General features: G+C 49.6%; 20 protein-coding genes. 12 read left to right on the forward strand and 8 right to left on the reverse strand.

From position 1 onward, the window contains the following. The first annotated feature begins 1 nt into the window (after window position 1). Window positions 2-985, forward strand: a complete 984-nt coding sequence (locus RQP52_RS25930) for an ABC transporter permease (protein WP_315954523.1) — start codon at window positions 2-4, stop codon at window positions 983-985. A gap of 229 nt (window positions 986-1,214) precedes the next feature. Continuing rightward, window positions 1,215-3,215: a methyl-accepting chemotaxis protein gene (locus tag RQP52_RS25935; protein WP_315954524.1), complete on the forward strand. Its 2,001-nt coding sequence runs from the start codon at window positions 1,215-1,217 to the stop codon at window positions 3,213-3,215. Between the two features lie 47 nt (window positions 3,216-3,262). On the opposite strand, the gene RQP52_RS25940 is transcribed toward RQP52_RS25935, so the two are convergent. Then, complete coding sequence (locus RQP52_RS25940) at window positions 3,263-4,120, reverse strand: AraC family transcriptional regulator (RefSeq protein ID WP_315954525.1); 858 nt, start codon at window positions 4,118-4,120, stop codon at window positions 3,263-3,265. 198 nt (window positions 4,121-4,318) lie between these two features. Between RQP52_RS25940 and RQP52_RS25945 the strand changes: the two genes are divergently transcribed. The 7 genes from RQP52_RS25945 to RQP52_RS25975 all read left to right on the forward strand — a co-directional run bounded on the left by RQP52_RS25945 (window position 4,319) and on the right by RQP52_RS25975 (window position 11,807). After that, window positions 4,319-5,500 carry a galactokinase gene (locus RQP52_RS25945; RefSeq protein ID WP_315954526.1) on the forward strand — a complete coding sequence of 394 codons (1,182 nt, stop codon included), beginning with the start codon at window positions 4,319-4,321 and terminating at the stop codon, window positions 5,498-5,500. After that, entirely contained in the window at window positions 5,501-6,487 is a 987-nt protein-coding gene (galE, locus tag RQP52_RS25950; protein ID WP_315954527.1) for a UDP-glucose 4-epimerase GalE, read from the forward strand. Window positions 6,488-6,512: 25 nt separating this feature from the next. After that, window positions 6,513-8,093 carry a UDP-glucose--hexose-1-phosphate uridylyltransferase gene (locus RQP52_RS25955; protein ID WP_315954528.1) on the forward strand — a complete coding sequence of 527 codons (1,581 nt, stop codon included), beginning with the start codon at window positions 6,513-6,515 and terminating at the stop codon, window positions 8,091-8,093. Window positions 8,094-8,488: 395 nt separating this feature from the next. Continuing rightward, window positions 8,489-9,478: an acrylyl-CoA reductase family protein gene (locus RQP52_RS25960; RefSeq protein WP_315954529.1), complete on the forward strand. Its 990-nt coding sequence runs from the start codon at window positions 8,489-8,491 to the stop codon at window positions 9,476-9,478. 59 nt (window positions 9,479-9,537) lie between these two features. Further along, complete coding sequence (locus tag RQP52_RS25965) at window positions 9,538-10,395, forward strand: carbon-nitrogen hydrolase family protein (RefSeq protein WP_315954530.1); 858 nt, start codon at window positions 9,538-9,540, stop codon at window positions 10,393-10,395. A 24-nt stretch (window positions 10,396-10,419) separates the two neighbouring features. After that, window positions 10,420-11,118, forward strand: a complete 699-nt coding sequence (locus RQP52_RS25970) for a GNAT family N-acetyltransferase (protein ID WP_315954531.1) — start codon at window positions 10,420-10,422, stop codon at window positions 11,116-11,118. 17 nt (window positions 11,119-11,135) lie between these two features. After that, window positions 11,136-11,807, forward strand: coding sequence for a GNAT family N-acetyltransferase (locus RQP52_RS25975; protein WP_315954532.1), 672 nt, complete (start codon window positions 11,136-11,138; stop codon window positions 11,805-11,807). A 51-nt stretch (window positions 11,808-11,858) separates the two neighbouring features. On the opposite strand, the gene RQP52_RS25980 is transcribed toward RQP52_RS25975, so the two are convergent. Further along, a complete protein-coding gene (locus RQP52_RS25980) occupies window positions 11,859-12,308 on the reverse strand; it encodes an SRPBCC domain-containing protein (protein ID WP_315954533.1) in 450 nt (149 codons plus the stop codon). A 92-nt stretch (window positions 12,309-12,400) separates the two neighbouring features. Between RQP52_RS25980 and RQP52_RS25985 the strand changes: the two genes are divergently transcribed. Then, window positions 12,401-13,201, forward strand: coding sequence for a helix-turn-helix domain-containing protein (locus RQP52_RS25985; protein WP_315954534.1), 801 nt, complete (start codon window positions 12,401-12,403; stop codon window positions 13,199-13,201). 152 nt (window positions 13,202-13,353) lie between these two features. Here the strand turns inward: RQP52_RS25985 and RQP52_RS25990 are convergent, their stop codons facing one another. Genes RQP52_RS25990 through sigY form a run of 3 tightly spaced genes read right to left on the reverse strand, consistent with a single transcriptional unit; the run spans window position 13,354 to window position 14,473 of the window. Next, window positions 13,354-13,578: a sigmaY antisigma factor component gene (locus tag RQP52_RS25990; RefSeq protein ID WP_315954535.1), complete on the reverse strand. Its 225-nt coding sequence runs from the start codon at window positions 13,576-13,578 to the stop codon at window positions 13,354-13,356. Continuing rightward, window positions 13,568-13,951, reverse strand: coding sequence for a DUF5345 family protein (locus RQP52_RS25995; RefSeq protein WP_315954536.1), 384 nt, complete (start codon window positions 13,949-13,951; stop codon window positions 13,568-13,570). The genes RQP52_RS25990 and RQP52_RS25995 overlap by 11 nt, the downstream gene beginning before the upstream one ends. Continuing rightward, entirely contained in the window at window positions 13,952-14,473 is a 522-nt protein-coding gene (gene sigY, locus RQP52_RS26000; protein ID WP_315954537.1) for an RNA polymerase sigma factor SigY, read from the reverse strand. Window positions 14,474-14,643: 170 nt separating this feature from the next. Between sigY and RQP52_RS26005 the strand changes: the two genes are divergently transcribed. Next, window positions 14,644-15,543, forward strand: a complete 900-nt coding sequence (locus RQP52_RS26005; protein WP_315954538.1) for a GNAT family N-acetyltransferase — start codon at window positions 14,644-14,646, stop codon at window positions 15,541-15,543. Window positions 15,544-15,656: 113 nt separating this feature from the next. Here RQP52_RS26005 and pyrH read toward each other — a convergent pair whose 3' ends face one another. The 3 genes from pyrH to RQP52_RS26020 form a co-directional block, all read right to left on the reverse strand. After that, window positions 15,657-16,397 carry a UMP kinase gene (gene pyrH, locus RQP52_RS26010; RefSeq protein ID WP_127456781.1) on the reverse strand — a complete coding sequence of 247 codons (741 nt, stop codon included), beginning with the start codon at window positions 16,395-16,397 and terminating at the stop codon, window positions 15,657-15,659. Between the two features lie 237 nt (window positions 16,398-16,634). Next, complete coding sequence (locus RQP52_RS26015; protein WP_315954588.1) at window positions 16,635-17,930, reverse strand: MFS transporter; 1,296 nt, start codon at window positions 17,928-17,930, stop codon at window positions 16,635-16,637. 159 nt (window positions 17,931-18,089) lie between these two features. Continuing rightward, complete coding sequence (locus RQP52_RS26020) at window positions 18,090-21,008, reverse strand: ATP-binding protein (RefSeq protein ID WP_315954539.1); 2,919 nt, start codon at window positions 21,006-21,008, stop codon at window positions 18,090-18,092. Between the two features lie 217 nt (window positions 21,009-21,225). Between RQP52_RS26020 and RQP52_RS26025 the strand changes: the two genes are divergently transcribed. Continuing rightward, window positions 21,226-22,413, forward strand: coding sequence for an EAL domain-containing protein (locus tag RQP52_RS26025; protein ID WP_315954540.1), 1,188 nt, complete (start codon window positions 21,226-21,228; stop codon window positions 22,411-22,413). The last annotated feature ends 85 nt before the right edge of the window (window positions 22,414-22,498 follow it).

Here is a 22,498-nt window from a genome sequence, read left to right on the forward strand (position 1 = left end):
CATGGACCTGCTCACAATGCTCAACGCGTTTTTCACGAAATTCAGTGAACTTATTAACACAACGCTCGTTTACTCGACTGCGCTGATCTTCGGTGCTCTGGCTGGTATTTTCTCGGAGCGCTCCGGCGTGGTGAATATCGGGATTGAAGGACTTATGGTCTCCGGAGCTTTCGCATCCGCGGTTGGCGCTTATTATGCGGAAGAAGCAAACATGGGAGTCTGGTCCCCGTGGATCGGCTTGCTGACGGCCATGCTGTTTGCGCTCATCTTTGCGCTTATCCATGCTGTAGCGACAATTACCTTTAAAGCGAACCAAGTCATCAGCGGTGTCGTAATTAACTTTTTGGCTGCCGGTGTCACGCTGTTTCTGGTTAAAGTACTATTCAATGGCGCTGGTCAAACGGAAACGTTAAACGATGTATTTTCAAAATGGGAGTTTCCGCTTTTGTCGAAAATTCCGTATATCGGATATGCTTTATTTACTGCTTACCCGACAACCTATATTGCTCTAATTCTCGTTGCTGTTACGTACTATGTGCTGTTCAAAACACCATTCGGTCTGCGTCTTCGCTCCGTCGGTGAGCATCCAAGTGCAGCGGATACCGTTGGGATTAAGGTGAAGCGCGTGCGTTATATCGCTGTTTTGATCAGTGGTCTGCTTGGCGGCCTTGGCGGTGCAACCATCACATTGACGACAACAAGTACCTTCTCGCATAACACGATTTCCGGCCAAGGTTTTATTGCGATGGCTGCGATGATCTTCGGTAAGTGGCATCCGTTTGGTGCACTTGGCGCTGCCGTGTTCTTCGGTATGGCGCAGGCGCTCAACAACTTCATGCGGTTGTTCGATTTCTCCAAGAACATCCCGCAGGAGTTCCTCTACATGCTGCCTTATGTGCTAACGATCTTGGTCCTGGCAGGCGCAGTAGGCCGGGCGAAAGCGCCATCTGCTCTAGGTGAACCTTACGATCCGGGCAAACGATAAGCTATAGAAGTTAGAAAATGAAAAGGCACCACTTTGGGAGTTATAGCTCCTGAGGTGGTGTTTTTGTTTTGGAGTGAGGGAAGCGGTGTAGGTCTGATATCAAGGGTTTATCGTATTGAGATTTTGTCATATTATGTCGAAGAAAAGAGGTTCGTAGTGTGACGAAATTTCAGGACGAATGTCATTTTCGAATAAAGAAAACTAGATTTGAAGGAGAGGAGCTCAATAGATGTCAATTTTACGAAATTTACTGGGAGCTAAATCGGTTAAGGTAAAAATGCTGTTGCTATTACTCACCGTCTCGCTGATCCCATTGTTGGTCTCTTCGCTCGTTCTTACAAGACAGTCCGCTTCTTTATTAGAAACGGAAACAAAAGATAAGCAAATTCGCCTCGCGGAGCTAAGTTCGAACGAAATTAACGCTTGGCTGAATGGGAAGATTACGGCCATGCAATCCGTTGTCAAAGCGCATCCGGAGTTCATGAATGCCAAAACAAGCACGATCCTGCCAGTACTTCAAATTATGGCGGAGAGTGATTCTGAGATCTATAAATTGGCGTATGTTGACCCGCAAGGTTTCTCGACAGACACAAGTGGCGGCAAGATAGACGCGACGAACTTCGACAATTACAAGAAAGCGGCCGCGGATAAAAAACTGGCGGTCTCTGATATCAGAACCGAGGCAAGCAGCGGGAAAAATATTGTTATCATCGATCTCCCGCTTGTCGATGCCAAAGGTGAATTCCGCGGTGTCGTGCAGATGTTTCTAGTTCCTGAACAAATCATGTCGATTATCAACCACATCAAATTTGGGGAAACCGGCTACGGATATTTGATTTCTCCGAGTGGCATGTATCTCGTCCATCCGAATAAAACAGGACATAGGCTTGAGGAATCATCGACCGCCGAGAAGGTGGAGCTTTACAAAAAAACCGTATTTAAGGATAAAAACGGATATATCTTTTATAAAGAACCGGACGGGACTTTGAAGTCGGCTGCTTATCAAACCATCGAGGCGACGGGCTGGAAGCTAATATTGACCGCTGAGCAGTCCGAAGTGTATCAGAAGGTCAATCTGCTTCAGAAAAATGCGGTCACTATGCTAGTCATCGCAGCTGTTCTCGTGATTGTGTTGGCTATTGTCGTTTCTCGAGCGATCGTTCGACCTATCACAACGATCTCGGCGCTAATGCAGCAAGTCGGCAAAGGGGACTTATCCGGAAGATTGTCTGACCGCGGCGAAGACGAGATTGCCTCTATGCGGAAAAATATCAATGGCATGCTCTCATCCTTCTCGGAGATCATCGGCAACATCTCGGAAGCCGTCTCCCATACGGCGGCATCCTCTGAAGAACTGACAGCGATCGCGAACGAGTCGACGAAATCGTCTGAACATATCACGCTTGCCGTTAAGCAAGTGGTCGGCGGCTCAGAGGCGAATTATCAAGCCTCTGAACAAATTTCGACAGCTATGAATGAAATGTCGACCGGCGTGCAAAAAATTTCCGAATCGTCAACAGACGTTTCGGAAACTGTGCAGAGTGTTGTCGAGCAAGCCGGCAGAGGGAATGTCGAAATTGTGCAGGCGGTTGCTCAAATGAACGAGGTCTGCCACGTCGTAGAGCATACGGCAGGCCTGGTCCTCGGCTTAGAAGAGAAATCGGAGCAAATTCGCCAGATCGCCGGATTTATTTCGGGCATTGCCTCGCAAACGAACCTCTTGGCCCTGAATGCATCGATTGAAGCGGCAAGAGCTGGCGAGCATGGCCGAGGTTTTGCCGTCGTCGCGAACGAAGTGAAGAAGCTTGCGGAGCAGACCAGCAGAGCAACTGTGGACATAACCGCGATTATCAGCGAAACGATTGCAGCAACCAAAGAGGCGTCAGGTTCCATGCGCGATGGACTGTCGGAAGTGGAGAAAGGTTCGGTGCTTGTTCAGACAGCCGGCGAAGTTTTCCAATCCATTTTAGCTTCCGTTCAAAGTGTGAATGATCAAATTCAGGAGGTCTTGGCGGCCTCCGAGGAGATATCGGCAGGGACGGAGGAAGTGGCGGCTTCTGCGCAAGAGACAGCGGGCGTGGTGAAACAAGCGTTGATGGAGCTTCAAGACATTGCTAAGCTTTCGAGCGGGCAATTGCAGGCGATGGAGGAGATTTCCGCTTCTTCGGAATCGCTCAGCGTCATGGCTGTCAATCTGCAGGAGCAGATCAGCCGGTTTAAGCTGAAATAAGAAAAAGGGCTGCACAGGACCACTCATGATCCTGATGCAGCCCTTTGTTATAGCGACTTGATCTGATTCCGGTACTCACTCGGAGAAACGCCGTATAAGCGGCGGAATTGTTTGGAAAAATATAACGGATCATAAAAGCCGACAGAGGCTGCGATCTGCTCAATCGTCAGTTCCAGCCGTTCCCGCAGCAGTTGGCGTGCTTTATCGACACGAAGCTTGAGCAGAAATGTCACGGGCGTGACTTTGGTGTGGCGCTTGAAGAGGCGAGACAAATAGGCGCGGTTATAGCCTAAGCTCTCAGCCATCATTTCAATGGTAATCGGCTCGGCATATTGGGTGGACAAATAGTGAATGGCCTGCTGCACGATCCGGTCGCTCTCCGCGTCTGAGACGACGCCGGCTGTTGTGGACGCGGATAGAGCTTCGCAGTACTCGCCTAATAGAAGGAGTAAATAGCCGATGGATTTCAGCTGTGCACTCACTTTCTTGGCTCGTAATGCTTGCTGAATATGGCGAAATAAGACGGGAATATGCCGGTTGCGTTTGTTGTGCAGGATAGGCTGCAAAGGGTTGATGCCTGTTGATGCTACCAAAGAGGGAGCTTGCTCGCCTGTAAAGGCAATCCAACAGTAATGCCACGGATCGTTATCATCCGAAACATAGCTGATCAGCTGCTCAGGCTCGATGACGAAGCTGTCTCCCGCACCTAGCGCATACTCTTCCCCCTGTGTGGAAAATACGCCTCTCCCTGAAATGACATAGTGAATTAAATAGTAGTCGTACACCTTAGGTCCTAACCGATGAACGGGCTTAGTCTGACTCTCTCCTGCAAAGAGCACGGTCAAAGCACTCTCTCCAGAGGGGAGTGGGTTCGAAACGACATAGTAGCTTTCCTGCTTGGGCATGGCTCTTCAGCTCCGTGGGATATTGTCCTTATGCTCCTTTTAATTTACCATACTTAGCCGCCGAGTAGAAATGTTGAAATCACATTTTTCCATGTGAAAATAACATGCTTCCATAGCCAACACTGGATTCTTCTCTTATACTGAAGTTACAAACTTGCTCCTACATCCTACTAATAAAAAACTAAAGGCGGTGCCAGAATGGCAGATTTGCAAGCTTTAAAAGACACGTTTATTGAAATTTACGGGGAATCCGCAGCACCAATTTCAGCGTTCCATGCTCCAGGTCGGGTTAACCTGATCGGCGAGCACACGGATTATAATGGCGGTTATGTATTCCCTGCTGCATTAACGTTCGGAACGACACTGCTGATCCGTCCTAGACAAGATCGTGTCATCGGATTTGCATCGACCAATCTGGCCCTTCGCAAACAAATTTCCATAGATGACTTGACCTACCAGGAGGAAGATAACTGGATCAACTATCCGAAAGGAATCTTTGCCCACTTGGCCAAAGAAGGTCTTCCGGTTACGAGAGGCTACGATCTTTTGTTCCACGGTGAAATTCCGAACGGCGCTGGACTTTCCTCTTCGGCTTCCATCGAGGTAGTCACGGCTTACGCCCTTGAGACGCTTGAGAAATATCCGATTGATACGGTGAAAATTGCCCTTCTGGCGCAAAAAACAGAGAATCAATTCGTTGGTGTGAACTGTGGGATCATGGACCAATTTGCTGTAGCTAATGGGAAAAAGGATCACGCGATCCTGCTCATGTGCGATACGCTTGAGTACCGCCATGTTCCGTTCCAAAGCGGCAGCTACAAGCTGGTGATCGGAAACACGAACAAACGCAGAGGTCTCGTCGACTCCGCTTACAACGAAAGAAGAAGCCAATGTGAGCAGGCGGTCACATATTTGCAAAAGCAGTTCCCATCCCTTACATTACTTGGTCAGTTAAACCTGAACCAGTTCAATGAATTCAAACACTTGATCCCAGACGAAACCGTTCGTCGCAGAGCGCAGCACGTTGTAGAAGAAATTGATCGTGTGCTCAAGTCGATCGAAGTGCTGGAACAGAATGATCTTGAAGCTTTTGGCCAGTTGATGATTGGGTCCCATAACTCACTGCGTGACCTCTATGAAGTAACAGGCGTTGAGCTGGATACGATGGTTGAGGCAGCGCTGAAGGTTCCGGGTGTGCTAGGTGCGCGGATGACAGGCGCAGGATTCGGGGGATGTACGGTTTCCTTGGTTCACGAAGACAGCGTACAAACATTTATCGATCAAGTCGGCAAAGAATATACGGAAAAAACAGGTTTGACACCAAGTTTCTATGTATGTGATATCGGGAATGGCGTAGAACAAATCGAGGAGGTATTGTAAATGGCGATTCTAGTAACGGGTGGAGCCGGTTATATCGGTTCGCATGCAGTGGCTGAGCTGCTGGAAAAAGGGGAAGAGGTTGTTATTGTCGATAACTTGCAACAAGGACATAGAGATGCCGTGCTTGGTGGCAAGCTGTATGTCGGCGATTTGCGTGACAGCGCGTTTCTGGATACTGTTTTTTCGGAAAACAGTATTGATGCCATCATCCATTTCGCAGCAAATTCACTAGTTGGCGAGAGCATGACGAATCCTGCCAAATACTATCACAATAACGTGTATGGAACGCTTTGCCTGCTCGAAAAAATGAATCAATACGGCGTGAAAAATATCGTGTTCTCGTCGACAGCGGCGACCTACGGCGAACCTGAGAACATTCCGATCTTGGAAAGTGATCGTACGCTGCCGACGAATACGTATGGCGAAACGAAGCTGGCGATGGAAAAAATGATGAAATGGTTCGACACAGCCCATGGCATCAAATATGTTTCCCTTCGTTATTTTAATGCGGCGGGCGCACATGCCGGCGGCAAAATCGGCGAAGATCACAGCCCGGAGACGCACCTTATTCCAATTATTTTGCAAGTAGCCCTTGGTCAGAGAGCACACATCTCCATCTATGGCGATGACTATGCAACGGAAGACGGCACTTGCGTGCGCGATTACATTCATGTTAGCGATTTGGCCAGCGCCCACGTGCTTGCGGTAGAGAAGCTGCGCGGCGGAGCTGAAAGCAATATTTATAACCTGGGCAACGGCACAGGCTTTTCGGTTAAACAAGTGATCGATATCGCCCGCAAAGTAACAGGGCATGCGATCCCTGCAGTGATCGAGCCGCGCAGAGCAGGCGACCCTGCTACCTTGATCGCCTCCTCTGAGCGTGCAAGAACGGAATTGGGCTGGAAGCCTAGCCGCGATTCCTTGGAATCCATCATTGAGAGCGCATGGAATTGGCACCAAAATAACCCGAACGGTTACGCGGAGTAAGCTTGTTTAGAAAGGAGTGTGGCACATGGAACGGACAGTTGAAGCAACGCAGTTTACGGCATTAACCATTGAAAGGCTCCTTCAGTTTGCGAAGCAAAATGGACTCATAGAGCAGTTGGATATCTATACTTCACGAAATGCTTTGCTTGATTTATTTGGGCTTGCTGAACCTTATGCAGGGGAAGTGCCGGATGAGAAGTTAAGCAGCCCTGTAGCCCTTCTGGAAGATTTGCTGGATGCAGCTTACGAGGCAGGCCTCCTGGAAGAGAACACAGCCACGTACAGGGATCTGTTGGACGCACGGATTATGGGGCTGCTCATGCCCCGTCCTTCCGAGGTTGTGAATCAATTTTGGAACACGGCGAAGACCAATGGGGTTGAGGCGGCAACGAATTATTTTTATAAACAATCCATTGATTCCAATTATATTCGGATGGATCGTATTCAGAAAAATGAATACTGGCTGACGGGCACCGCTTACGGTGATCTTGAGATTACGATCAATCTCTCTAAACCAGAGAAGGATCCGAAAGAAATTGCCCTGCTCAAAACGCTGCCGCAAAGCAGCTATCCCGCCTGTCTGCTCTGCGCGGACAACTTAGGATATGCCGGACGTGTGAATCACCCGGCAAGGCAAAATCTCCGGTTCATTCCCTTAGAGCTGGATAACGAGAAATGGTACTTCCAGTATTCGCCTTACGTGTATTACAACGAGCACAGCATTATTTTCCATGAAAAACATATTCCGATGAAAACAACGGCGAATACGTTCTATCGTTTGCTCGATTTCATCGATCAATTTCCGCATTACTTCATCGGTTCCAACGCGGATCTGCCGATCGTGGGCGGTTCTATTCTGAACCATGACCACTTCCAGGGCGGACGTCATCAATTCCCGATGGAGAAAGCTCCGAGCGAGCAAACATTCGTGAACGCTGAGTTCGCTGGCGTGAAAGCGGCCATCGTGAAATGGCCGATGTCAGTCATTCGCTTGAGCGGCCATAACAAGCAGCAGCTCTACAAGCTGGCGAGCAAGCTGCTCGAAGACTGGCGCGCCTACAGTGATGCGGAAGCGGACGTCCTCGCCTTCAGCGAGAAGGATGGACAGCGGATCCCGCATAACACGATCACCCCAATCGCCCGCAACAACGCACGAGGCGAGTACGAGCTTGATCTGGTGCTGCGGAACAACCGCACCAGCGCAGAGCATCCGGATGGCATCTTCCATCCGCATCAGCACTTGCACCACATCAAGAAGGAGAACATCGGCTTGATTGAGGTAATGGGGCTGGCGGTACTGCCAGGCCGCTTGCAAGAGGAGCTGGCGGATATCGCCAAGATCCTCACGGGCGAAGCCGACTACGGCAGCGCAATCCGTGACGAGGCCTCTCATCCGCTGCATAAGCATGCGGCATGGATCGAGGCGATGATTGCGAAGCACGGCGCTGCGCTGACGGCAGACGGCGCGAAAGCGGTGCTGCAGGAGGAAGTCGGCAGCAAGTTCATGGACGTGCTGCTCGACGCCGGCGTGTTTAAACGTGATGAAGCCGGGCAAGCGGCTTTTGAACGGTTTTTGAAAGCTGCGGGTTTTGCGCAGCAGCAATAAGAAGGGCTCCCTGGTCATAGGACCGGGGAGTTTTTTTGCGATTTGTGGTGGGATAGGAGCACTCTGCGTGCCGATAAGGGAACTGCAGGACGCTATTTCAATGGGAATAGCCCATTGGGCCGGCAAGGGGAACTGCAGTCCCCTATTTTGCCAATTTTGGCGCAACTAAGCGGATTCGAGCGTGAATAAAGCCCTGTAGTTCCACCGGGACCCACAAATGGGCCTTTTCCCCCGAAATAAGGCCACGTAGTTCCCCTCATGCAACCGCAGCCTTAGAATTTTCATCGATGTGTCGAAACCTTTGAATACTGAACACGATTTTAGTAAACTAAATGGGTAGTAGTTGGAAAATTCACTTGATTGAATCCGATGGGGACCGAGGAGGCTAAACCAGTATGGATAGCTTTAAGGCGTTAGTGGTGGAGAAGACAGAGGAGCACTTTTCCTCACAGGTGAAAGAGCTGCGAATAGAGGATTTACCACCGGGTGAAGTGACGATCCGCGTGCGTTACTCGGGTATTAATTATAAAGATGCGTTGGCTTGCACGCCGAACGGTCGCGTTGTGCGGAAGTATCCCATCGTGCCTGGCATCGATCTGGCAGGTACGGTTGCCGCTTCGTCAGACCCCCGCTTTCGCGAGGGGGACGAGGTGCTTGTGACCAGCTATGAGCTAGGAACGGGACATTACGGCGGGTTTAGCGCCTACGCGCGGGTCCCGGCCGACTGGGTTGTGCCGCTGCCGAAGGGACTGTCCCATCGCGAAGCGATGATCCTGGGAACGGCAGGTTTTACAGCAGCGCTTTCGATTCAGCGTATGGAGGAGAACGGGCTGAGCAAGGAGAAAGGGCCTGTCCTCGTCCGCGGCGCTACCGGCGGCGTAGGCAGTAACAGTGTATCGATGTTGGCTGCGCTCGGTTATGAGGTGGAAGCCAGCACGGGCAAGTCCGCCGATCATGCGTATTTGCTGGAATTGGGCGCGACGCGTGTAGTGCCTCGGGAGGAGTTATCCCCGTCCGTCAGGAAACCGCTCGACAAGGAATATTGGGCAGGCTGCGTCGATCCGGTAGGAGGCGAATCGCTTGCCTATGTCCTGAGTCGGATGAAGTACGGCGGGTCTGTAGCGCTGAGCGGAGTGACAGGTGGCGGTGAATTTGCCGCGACAGTGTTTCCTTTTATATTGCGAGGCGTGAACCTGTTGGGTATTGATTCGGTGTATTGCCCGTCCGAGATTCGGAGGCCCCTGTGGGAGCGGATGGCTGGGGAATTAAAACCGCAGCTGCTTGAACGGATGATGTACAAAGAAGTGACATTAGATGGCATTGTCCAGGCGACGCAAGAGGTTTTGGGAGGGAAAGTTAGAGGGCGAGTGCTTGTTAGCTTGTAACTCTTTTAATTCTTGTAACTCAGGCTTATAGATTTAATGACAAGTTGGGAGAGATGACGTTGAAAATGCGAGTTTCGGCCGTGCAGTACCATCTGCACACGATACACAATTTTGAAGAGTTCGCTGCGCAGGTGGAGCATTATGTGAAGGTGGCTCAGGAGTTTGAGGCGGATTTTGTGCTGTTTCCTGAACTGTTCACGACACAGTTGATGTCCATTGGTGATGAGCATGGCAAAGCGCTGCCGATTGAGGCATTGCCGTCGTTTACAGAGGCTTATCGGACGCTTTTCCAAGGACTGGCTAAGCAAACGGGCATGCACATCATTGGCGGCACGCACATTACCTCTGAAGAGGGCAAGCTGTATAACACGGCCTTTTTATTTTATCCGGACGGGCGTATCGGGGAGCAGAAAAAGCTGCATATCACCCCGACCGAAGTGAAGGAATGGAATATGGGGGCTGGCGATTCCCTGCAGGTGTTTGACACGGAGAAAGGCCGTATCGCGATACTCGTCTGCTATGACGTAGAATTCCCTGAAATCGTCCGAATGGCTAGAGCCCGCGGCGCTGATGTGCTGTTTGCTCCTTCCTGTACGGATGACCGGCACGGGTTCCACCGAGTGCGTTACACCTGCCATGCACGAACAATTGAGAATCAAATCTACGTCGTCACGACGGGCACGGTCGGCGCTCTGCCGACAGTTGATTTCATGAGGGCAAATTTCGGGCAAGCCGCGGTGCTTACTCCAAATGATGTGCCTTTCCCGCCAAAAGGGATCATGGTCGAAGGTGAAATCAACGGTGATATGGTGGTCACGGCGGATTTGGATTTAGATCTGTTAACCCTCGTCCGCGAAAAAGGCTCTGTCACCACATGGCGTGACCGCAGGACGGATCTGTACACCGATTGGTCCTAATCAGGGCGAGGGGGTATGCCTAGCATGGTGGATAGGAATTCGCACCAATATTACGCTAAAAAGTTGTACGTCTTCGACGGGGACAAGCCCATTGAGGCAGTCATTCGCAATTATGAAAAAGCAGATATGGACGCGCTGATTCGCGTTCAGCAGGAAAGCTTTCCACCGCCTTTTCCGTCGGAGTTATGGTGGAATGAGGAGCAGCTCACGGAGCACATTACAAGATTCCCCCAAGGCGCACTCTGTGTAGAGGTGGAGGGGAGGATTGTTGGCTCCATTACGGGATTACTTGTCGATTATGACGAGGTGCATGCTGCTGATCACAGCTGGTCGACGTTAACCGACGATGGCTACATCCGTACGCACCAGCCGGACGGCGATACCTTGTATATTGTGGATATCTGCGTGATGCCCGCATACCGCAAGTTCGGTCTTGGCAAATGGATGATGCAGTCCATGTATGAGGTCGTTGTACATTTGGGGCTGCGCAGATTGCTTGGAGGCGGGCGTATGCCAGGGTACCATAAGCAGGCTGAAGCGATGACTGCGGAGGACTATGTGAAAGCGGTCATGGCAGGGGCTTGCAAGGACCCGGTGATTACGTTCCTGCTGCGCTGCGGGAGAACGCCGGTGCAGGTTGTGCCGGATTATTTGCAGGATGAGGAATCACTGAACTATGCACTTTTGATGGAGTGGCGGAATCCATTTCGAATTAGGACGTAAAGGAGCTTGAGAAACTAATGGAATACATACGGATAACAAGTATAGACAACCCTTTGTTTCGTGCGATGCATGATCTGATGAAGGAGGTATTCCCACCGGAAGAGGTGCTGGAATATGCCCTGTGGAAAGAGCCATTGGAGGACCCGGGGATTCGAGTGTTCGTCGCTGTGCACGAAGGGAAGGTCGTTGGTACGACAGAATACCGCTACTATGAGGATTTTCAAGTGGCGATGACGGACTTTACGATTATTGGTCAAGCGGGACTTGGCATTGGTCGTTTTCTAGCGCGTAAACGTTGGAATGACCTGGAGGCTCTGGCGGCCGAGTCGGGCAAGCCGATGCTGGGGATGTTCGCTGAGATCTACGATCCGTATCGGATCGAAGGCCATGCGTTCGGCGGCGTGAAGCCGATGGACCCTTACGTGCGGCGAGAGGTCTTGTCGCATCTCGGTTACAAGCGGATTGATTTCCCGTATGTGCATCCTTCATGGGAAAACAACGGGGAAGCGGTGGAAGAGCTGGACCTTTGCTTCCTACCCACGGACGAGGATGCGGAGGAGATCAGCGCGAAGCTGGTTGCGACGTTCCTGCGCCGTTACTATGCCGTTCTTGCGAATAAACCGCAAGCTTGGCATGCCATGGTTGAGGGGCTTGAGGGGAAAGCGTCGCTTGCACTTTTGCCTTTATAAATGAGAAAAGGCTATCTCAAGGCGTGTTGATCCTTTGAGATAGCCGCTTTTTTACCAACCGAAGTCTAATGTTTTACCAGTCTCCGCTAGTGTCTTGATATTGCTTAAAATCATCCACCAGCTTGCTTTCGTTCTCTCGAAGCTTGGGTGGTTCGGTGTCCATTCATCATTGATGAGCGTCATTTTGGTGCAGCTGCCGACCGTCTCTAACGTAAACGTCATCCGCGACTGAAAATCCGCATGATTCGGATTATAGGACGGGCCTGCATGTTCGATGCAGGAGAGAAGTTTCTCCGGTTCATAGGCCAGAATCTTGCCATAGACATGGACCGTTTCATCGCCGTCATTGCCTGGCCCAATGTATCTGAAATCAGAGCCGACCTCGAACGTAGTCTCGAGCACGCTGCCGAACAGAATTTTACGCGTCCCCTCCGGTGTCACCAGAATATCCCACACTTCTTTGCAAGTTGCACCAATATAAAATTCGTATTTTAATTCCAACTTAAGCTCACTCCCTCGACTTGTGTTAAGTTTATGATAGAAGTTTGTACGCTCCAAGTATTGTAAAAACGCGACAAGGAGTGATCGGCGTCATGTCAGACCTTATCAAGCCCAGTCTAGGCATTATGAATCTGCAGCAAACTGCACGGAAATTTCAGCTTTCCAGGGTGGCTCCCTCGGAGGATCTGGCCTTTTTCATTCGCCATTATTGGATTATCCGGTGGGATTTAAGAGGTCAAGAGCCTTATACCCAGCACGTCATTCCGAATCCCTGTGTCAACTTGGTCGTTGAGCCTGACCGGACGGCCATTTATGGACCTGGAAAAGAGAAATACGGCCACTACCTGGAGGGCCACGGATGCGTATTTGGTGTGAAATTCAAGCCAGGCGGTTTCTATCCGTTCTTCAAGCGGCCGGTTTCTGACATGCAGGCGGGCCCGCTGAGCGTTCAGAATGTATTTGATACTGATCCGCTAAGGTTAGAGGCTGACATGTTTGCGCAGACAGATGAGCGGCAAATGGTAGAGCTAATCGAACGAATGATCCGGCCTAAGCTGCCGGAGCAAGATGCGCAGGTATCTTTTATCAATGAGATCATTGATTATATTAACGAGCAGCCGGATATTACGAAGGTAGACAGTCTCTGCGAGCACTTCCACGTGAACAAGAGGACGCTGCAGCGGCTTTTCGACCACTACGTTGGCGTTACGCCCAAGTGGGTCATTAAGCTGGCCCGCATTCAGAATGCGGCGGAAATGACGGATGTGAGCGTCAGGCCGAACTGGTCCAAGCTATCGATGGATCTGGGGTATCACGACCAGTCGCATTTTATTAAAGATTTTAAGTCCATTATCGGCCAGACGCCGGATGAATATGCCCGGCAGGCGCAGTAATAGCGAAAAGAGCCGGCCTCTAAGTAGGGTGGCTCTTTTCGTGTTGTGTATCGACATTATGCTGCTTAATTAAATGGAAAAACTCAGGCTGTCGAGACTTTCTCGACAACCTGAGTAATCGGCGTAAATTTCTTAAGTAGAATTTCAGAAACTCAATTCCCTTTGCCCGAGAAGCTGCGGTGAATCTTCCGTACCGCAAACAAATACACGATGAGCGGCGTCGGTGCCTGAAGGATGCCCCAAATCCCCCAAAACCAAGGATACCGAGCACTCCGCTTGCGCGCATCAACGAATAGCCATGTGCTTTGCACGAGCAGAATAAGAGCAATGCCTATCCAAGCCCATATAGGTAGCGCATCCCAATTCTCATGTTTCATGTGAATCCACCTGCTTTCTGAAGAGTAGCCAAGCTAGCGGTGCAATGATCGCCAAAGCTTGGAAGGTAATGAAGGTAACCGGCTGTGCAGCTGCGATTATGAAGAGGAGATAGAACAGCAGTAGGGCGGTGCCCCACAACTTGAGCAGATCACCGAGCAGCCGCGAGCGCTGTTTTCTCTGGACGGCTGCAACTTGTTGATCGAACCATGCGCTGCTTGGACGCGAGGCGGGGAATAAACCGTCTAACGCGTCAAGTCCTTGCTGCAGTCTAAGAACGGCATCCTCAGCCTCATTAGGAGGACCGTCGGCCTGAGCCTCAGAAGATCCGCTCATCTGAGGCTTTTTATGATTAGCGTCCTGAAAGTTATCCATCTACACCAGCTCCTTTCGCAATTGCTTCAAAGCGTTATGCACTCTAGATTTGGCGGTCCCTTCCGCGATGGCAAGGATTTGGCCGATTTCTTCATAAGTGTAGCCGTAGTAATGTTTGAGAATAACCGGAATGCGGCTTTCCTCGGGCAGTTCAGCCAAGGTGTTCAGTACATCGGGCCAAGCCTCGTTCCGGCTTTCGGCGTGCCACTGCATCTGACGCAGGGCTTGCACCTGCTGTTCTTCCTGCCATTTCTTTTCGCGTTTGCGCCGCCGCGCCTGATCAATCATCAAACGGGTGGCTATCGTGATCAGCCAAGAGGAGAACTTGGATTTCGCGTTGTACAAGTTTATTTTTTCGATGCATCGAATCATGGTGTCTTGCGTCAGGTCCTCCGCCATGGACGGATTCAGCGTTATTTTCAACAAATATTTGTAAACAAAATCATAATGCTGCTGTAACAGCCGGGATAGAGCGGTGCGATCTCCCTGCGTTGCCCGATCAAGCCAATCTTGCTCTTCCAAGTCAAGGGTCACCCTCTCTGCCTGAATTCTTAGATAGTACGAACAACGGGGATCAATCGTTCACGGTGCACGAAACTTTATGTAAAATCATTTATTAGCTTACCACGCTGAAGAATAGACATGTATAATGGCAGTAGGATAAAAACTCAGTGTGTATGGAGGACAATCTATTGAAACAAGGCATATTTGCAAGGGCAGGACTGTCACCGCAGGAGCTGAAGGAAGTTCGGGATTTATGGGAGACATGTAACCGCCATGACCATATCGAGATTAAACTAAACTGGGGGACATTATCGGATCGTCCGCCGGGCGTGACGAATGACTTTTTATTTTACCGGGATGACCGGATTGTCGGTTTTCTGGCGATATATTCTTTTCTGTCCACGGAAGTGGAAATTAGCGGAATGGTGCACCCGGAGGCGCGAAACCAAGGTATCTTTGGGCAATTGGTTCAGACGGCGTTGGAAGCGTGCAGACATCGAAGGGTGCCGAAGGCGATTTTCATTAATGAACGGGGATCGGTGAGCGGGAAGGCTTTTTTAACGAAGCATGGCGCGGACTATCGTTTCTCTGAATACGTGATGGAGCTTCAGGAGGGCGCGGAAGGCGTGCCGCAAACCGGTGAAGAACCGCTGGCGCTGCGCTCCGCCGATGTACAGGATACCGAGCTGCTTGTTCAGCTGAACATGTCAGGCTTTCAAATGCCGGAAGCGGATACGAGAGAATACGTGAACCAAACGATTACCGGCGACAAGGAAAGAACCTGGATCGCAGAGCTCGGGCACGGGGAACAGAAAGTGCCGATTGGTAAGATCGGAGCTATGATCGAGACGGATGCCAGCGGATTCATCTATGGCTTTTGCGTTCTGCCGGAGCGTCGAGGTCAGGGTTACGGACGCCAGATCTTGAGTCTGACAATCGGTGAGCTGAAGATGAAGTATCAGGCGGGTTTGATCAAACTCGAAGTTTCGGTCGAAAATGAGAAGGCGCTGGGTTTGTATGAATCTTGCGGCTTTAGAACGAAGAACGCGAACGATTACTATGTGTTGATGCTGGACCAAAACGAGTAAAATAAAGAAGGATAGAGCGGCAGTTGTTAAAACTGTGCTCTATCCTTTTGTGCGTCTCGTCGTGCCTAGTGAGCGGAACTACAGGGCGTTATTTCGTCGAAAATACAGTTTCATTACCCCTGCTGATAAATAAGCTCCGAGGAGCCGCTGATGATCGTACCTGTATTTTGTCCTGCACATATTTCTTTCATGGAGCCGGGTTTGTCGAAATTGAACACATGGATGGGAATATGATAATCCCGCGCCAGAATAAAGGCAGATTGATCCATAACCTTCAGGTTGTGGTGGATGACGTCGTTGTAGTGGAGAGATTTGTATTGTAGGGCCTCTTTATGATGTTTAGGATCCTTGTCGAACACGCCGTCAACGCCTTGCTTCGCAACGAGGATCGCTTCGCAGTTTACTTCGATAGCTCTCTGAACCGAGGGATAGTCTGTAGTGACGAAAGGCTGTCCATTGCCCCCTGCGAAAATAACGATGTACCCTTTTTCCAAATGATGAATGGCTCTAAGCCGGATAAAAGGCTCTGCCACGGAGGCGATCGGAATGGCCGTCATGACGCGCACTTCCGCGTCGGTCTTCGCCTTCAGGACACCGCGCAGCATTAAGCTGTTGATTACGGTAGCGAGAGTTCCGATATTGTCAGCCTCCGCTTTCTCAATGCCCCAGCTCTCGCCCATGTTGCCGCGGAAGATATTGCCCCCGCCAATCACAAGACACACTTCAACACCTAACTGAACAACCGTCATAATCTCATTGGCAATATGATCCAGTTGTTTCGGATCGAAACCGAACTCGCTTTCTCCCGCAACTGCCCCGCCGCTTAGCTTAATGAGGACTCGTTTGTACCGCATATGGATCTCTCCTCCCATCAGACAATTGGTTTCTCTTCCCTATCTTTGTACTGTTTCAAAATCAACGCTGCCCGTGAGATTAGGACGGCTGCAGAGCGAAAAAAAACACTAAAGCAACGAATGCTTTAGTGTTTAATAGAAATGAGAAATAGGAAACGATTCTGCTTCTGCACGATCACAGGACCCTTCATATCCCTCACTCCTTTCCGCTTATGATTAAAGGTTATTGTACACGAACTAAGTAGAAGAATGCAATTTCTGCGGAACCCGCATATGCACGATGAGTCCGATCACGACTAGCACCAGAAGCGAGCCAAGCGCGACGCGGCTGGCGAAGTTCCCTGTGGAGGCGAGCGCCAAGGTAATGGATCCGTACAGAGCAGGCCCAACAATCGAGGATACCTTGCCGGAGAATGCGAAAAGGCCGAAAAACTGGCCGCGTTTCTCCACAGGCGTCAACTGCACGATCATGGTCCGTGATGTTACCCACATGGCGCCCATCGACACGCCGTAGAGACTGCCGGCAGCCCAGAACAGGCTTTGGCTGGTCGCTAAGGCTGCAATGGCGATCGCGATGATAAGTACGAAGGCAACGATCGTGACGGCTCTTTTTGGCCCAACACTGCGGGTGACATAACCGAAAAGGAAAGATCCGATGATGCTGGATACGGTAGAAACCAAGTAGAGGAGAATGAACTGCCCCGTTGTGAAGCCCATCACCGTATTCGCATAAATCGCCATGACGGCGATGGCTGTGGCAATCGCGTCATTAAAGAAGAAGTAAGCAATCATGAACAAGAAAGCGGCCTGATATTTTCGCGCCTCCTTGAATGTTGCCCAAATCTCGCGGTAGCCGCTTAGAAGTGACTTTTTCTCGCTTACCGGCTTGAGCGGTTTCTCTTTGTAGAGAAACATAATCGGCAGGGAGAATAGCAGGAACATAAGCGCACTAGGAATAAATGTGTTTTCATAATGATTGCCGTTAATCAAAGGGAAAACGACAAGCCCGACTAGCGTCCCTACATATCCAACGGCTACGCCTACACCGGAAATGATGGGGATTTCACGCTCGCTGCCCAGATCGGAAATCATGGAGTCGTAGAAGATTAAGCTGGAATTATAAAAGAATTTGGCGATCATGAAGAAGAAAATCACACCTAAAATCGAGGTGTTAAGCCCCATCCACTGTTGATCGGTATGCCAGATGGCCGAAGCGCCCATGAGCAGAGTCGCCGCGATGGCAATGAGCGTAAAGGGAACAAGGTAGGCCTTCTTTTTACCCGTGCGGTCGATCCACACTCCGAATAAAGGGGAAAGCAGGACGAGAAATAAGCTGGATAAAGCATTGGAGTACGTGATGAAGGTGCTGGCTATCTGATTCAACTCTTCGCTTTTTCCTAACGTTTCTTTTAAATAAAAAGGGTAAAAGACCGTCACGATATTGGAGGAGAAGATCGTGTTCGCGAAATCGTACATGGCCCAAGCGAATATCGGTAAGGAGAAGAACAGTGTCCAAGCGCTGCGTGTCTGCATAGAATTGGATGCGGGTTCAAGCTTTGCCACCAAGGTCACCCTTCCTGCGTGAATGAATTCATTTTTCTCTAGTATATTGGCTGCCGGGCAGAGAAATCCCTGTTGCTTTACAATAAAAAAATCTCTCCACCCCCGAACGGGAGGAGGAGAGATGGCAGGCTAGCTAGAAGGCCTTTTAATTTCAACCTCAATCATATCCAAATTTTCTTTCATCTCGACCACGTCGATGCCGTTGCGCTGCAAAGTAGTAGAGAGAGAATCTTTGTCCTGAGCCGGAAAAACGTACGCATTGCTTTTCTTATTATCGAGTAAATTTTTCGCTACTTGGACTAGACGCTCCATGGAGAACGGTTTTTTGAGATATTTCTGAATTTCTTTCTCATGGAAGTCATGCGGTTGATCCAGTGCGGTAGAAACAATAACCGGTGTCTGATAGTACAAAGGATGCCTGGATAAGTCGGCGATGAAATCCCATCCGTTCTTTACACCTTCTAGATGGATATCGACAATGAACAGAATCGGTTCACCTTTGCAACGGTTTAATGCGATAATTCCCTCTTCGGCAGAGCGCAATTGGATGGAGGGAAGATTCAGTTTATTCAACGCAATTTGGATCAGCTTGGCGAGATCATCATCATCTTCGAAAATAACGATTTTCCCTTCCATGGAAGATAGCTGATACTGGTCGAATTCAATCCGGAAGGTAGTGCCCGCACCCATTTGAGACTCGTAGGAGATCTGTCCACTGTGCCCTTCAACGATCTCTTTCACAATGGCCAGCCCTAAGCCGGTTCCGCCAATTTGACGTCGGTCGGAGTTATCGACACGGAAAAACTTGGAGAACATCTGGTCATGCGCTTCCTCAGGGATGCCGAGCCCGTAATCCTGCACGGAAGCAACAACTTTGCCGTTCTCTGCGGATAAATAAATATCGATGCGTTCCGCGCCTGGAGAATACTTGATTGCGTTGCTGATCAGGTTATGGAAAACTTGGCGGATTCTATCCGCATCTGCCCGCACCCAGAGTTCCGGTTCCTGCTGATGGATGACGATGTTGTGGTTTTGTTTATCCTGCCACTGATCAACGATGTCCTGGACAGTCGGCAGTAAGTTGATCGGGGAGAAGTGATATAACTGCCGCCCGGACTCCATACGTTGCAAATCAAGGAAATCATTGATTAAATTCGAGAGACGATGAGCTTCCTTATAAATCGTCTCCATGTATTTCTTCTGTTTATCTTGCGGCAGCTCACGATGGAGTAGAATCTCTATGAAGCCAAGCACACTCGCCAAAGGAGTCCGCAGCTCATGGGAGACGATGGAAATGAACTCATTTTTCATTTCATCGACGCGTTCTTCTTCCGTTCGGTCACGGAAAACGAAGAGATAACCCTGCTGCTCCGTATCTTCACTGACGACAGTTGCATACAGCTCAGCATGCTGGGGCTGATCATCCAATACGAAACCAAAACGCTGTGTCAGATGCGTATGTGCTCCGTTAATCAGCGCTTCGATCGAAGAAGCTGCGCCGAAGAAGCTCGGGGTTTCAGCTGCGATCTCGTGGCAGCTAGCTACCAAATTCTCGCCGATGCGTTCATTCAAACCAAAATAGCGGCTCATCCGATGGTTCGCGAAAAGGATGGTCCCCTCGGAGTCACACATCATCATGCCTTCGTGCGCCGATTCCAAAATATTTTGAATCAAGTCGCGCTGTCCTTCAATTAACAGCTTCTCGGCAATAAGCTCGTCGTTCAATTCCGCCAAATGGGCAGCTTGCTTCACTCTCTCGTCATTCATTACTTGAGCGAAAAATGCCAAGCCGAACTGACGGACCAAGCCCTTCGTCAGGCGTTGGTTGTTTTCTTGGAACACGGAGCTTTGGTAGCTCGTTAGGAGCAAGAAACCGATGACCGTCTGTTTGTCGTCAAGCAGAGGAACGTAATGATCGACGGCATGCATCATCCCGCCATGGACACCCTTCTCATGCCCGGTTACATCACGCGTGTGCACCAGGTTCGTGCCTTCTTCAAAAACACGTCTTGCCGGTCCAAATAACTCGTTCTGATGAACCTGAATATGTTCCTTCGGGTATCCGATTGAATGAATGACTTCATAGGTAGGATTGCCAGTGCCGCCAGTACTGCCAATACCTCCAGTATCGCCATTGCCCGGTTCGGGGTCGCGTTTCATGACAACAAGAGCCGCATCCTGCAGAAGCGAATTCAGCAGTGCTGGCAGCGTGTGCTTCAAGAAATCCTTAAGCTCCACGTAACCGGTGAGTTTCTCTTGGTAGGAAGAAATCAGCTCAAGATCCCGTTCTCTTTCGGATAGCTTGGCCAAAGTGATTTGCTGCTCTTCCTGTTGTGCAATGATCTCCTCATTCTGGGTTTCGAGACTCTCAGCCATATACCGATAAGTTTCCTCGCTTTTACGAAGCTCCTCTTCGGCATGAATGGCCCGGAAGGAGATGAAGATGGACATCACGCCTGCGATGAGTGCAATAATGCCCCCAACCATGGTAATCGTACGAGAGGTTTGGCCAGCTTTGAGAGAAGAGTTGTAGGCGTCCTCTGTGATTTGCACAATTGTTTTCTCGATGCTCGTGTGGATGACACGGTAACGATCCATCATCGTTTTGCCTGAGTTGATCCGGGTTCGAGCTTCATCCGTTTTGCCTGCGCGAATGAGTTCTAGCTGACTGTCAAAAAAGCGCTGCAGATTGGTGATCGCCGGTATGGCCTGCGTATCCATAATGAGTTGGAGAGTCGGATACTTTTTATCATAAATACGGATCTTGTCCAGATCTTCTTCCAGCTGTTTTTTGCCTGCGGTATAGGGGTCCAAATATTGTTCATTGCCCGTTAATTCAAAACCGCGAATGCTGGTCTCCTGATTAATTAAGTCGGTCAGCAGACTGTTCGTAGTCTTGGAGATCGGAATGGCATCATTCACGATCGCATCGCTTTCACTTTCCATGTTACGGGAAGCAATATAGTTCGATATACTGACAAAAGCAAGTAACGCCACGATTAAAATAACGTATAGCATGGAGATTCGCGATCTCGTGAATGTTTTCATAGCCACTTGGTCACCTGAATTCTACATAGAATAAAATGAATGGGAATTCGTTTGAAATTCGACAAGACTCAACAATATTCCTCTAAAAATCAATCATGTTATGTTTTCTTCCATGAATTCATTGCAAGAACCGACAATGTCGTTTACAATACTATTCATTACATAGTTTATGTAACATTTGAGTACATGAAGGTTTCACAGGAGGAGGGCGCACACCGTGCAGGTTAAAGACAGCAGGATTCCGCTGAGACATGAAGTACGTCCATTCTTCCAACCTATACTCTCTCTTCAGACGCAGGAAATTATCGGCTATGAGACGTTGGGAAGGCGAATTAGGGAGGACATTGTCGAAAGCTTGGGGCCTTTTTTCAAAAATCCTGATATTCCGGAAGATGTGCAGCTTCTCATTGATCGACACTTAAGGGAGCGGGCTATTGAACAGCTTGCCTCTACACAAGATGAAAGTTTATTATTCATTAACTTAAAACCCTCATGGATCTATCGGACCTACAAGCGCACAGGCGTGCTGCCGACGATTGAACTATTGCGGAAATATGACATAAATCCTGCACGTATCGTGATAGAAGTTACCGAAGAAGAATTTACAGGAAAGCTGCAAGAGCTTACCCAAATTGTAGAGTTATATCGGCAATTCGGCTGCATTATCGCAATAGACGATGTAGGCAGCGGGTTCAGCAATTTCGATCGCATCGCCAGTTTGCAGCCAAAAATATTGAAAATCGATCTTAATATACTGAAAAAAAGCGCGATTCATGCGGGTTACAAAGCATTAATGCAATCCTTTTCCATCTTGGCAGCTCAAATGGGCGCCTCCCTGCTTGTCGAGGGCATTGAAACGAAACAGGAGCTGCACAGCGCACTGCAAGTTGGTGCGAGATATGTGCAAGGTTATCTCTTTTCGAAGGCAGAGCCGTATTTGCAGCATAAGGATGTGTTTAAACCTATGCTGAAAGAGGAAATGGGCCTCTTTAGCCAAGGGGAATTTCAGCGGAACCGTCATCTCTCTGCCATTCATCAAAGTTTGGAAGCAGTCACCCAGTCGGCCATTCGCATTTTAACAGCAGAAGACGCGGATCAGCTTATTGAACATACGATCACAACGGTAACTGAAAACTGTATACGGATCTACATCTGCATGGAGGACGGCTATCAAATTTCTTCCAACTACATACGTAAAGAGGATGCCTGGAATAAAGACGACAGTTATCGCGGGGCGAACTGGACGTGGCGTCCGTATTTCATCTCTAACATCCTCATGATGAACCTGCAAAAGCAAGGGATCTTATCACAAGTGTACACAGATCTGGATACCTCACATCAGATTCAGACCTATTCCTGTGCGCTAGGTGATGGGTATTATTTGTTTTTGGATTTACTGATATAGGGTGAGCAACATAGAAAAGACCGTCAGGCGCTTTTGCCTAGACGGTCTTTTTGTGTGGATGGGAGTCCTTTCACAGTACAGGGGA

Source organism: Paenibacillus violae (assembly GCF_032461945.1).
Classification (GTDB): domain Bacteria; phylum Bacillota; class Bacilli; order Paenibacillales; family NBRC-103111; genus Paenibacillus_E; species Paenibacillus_E violae.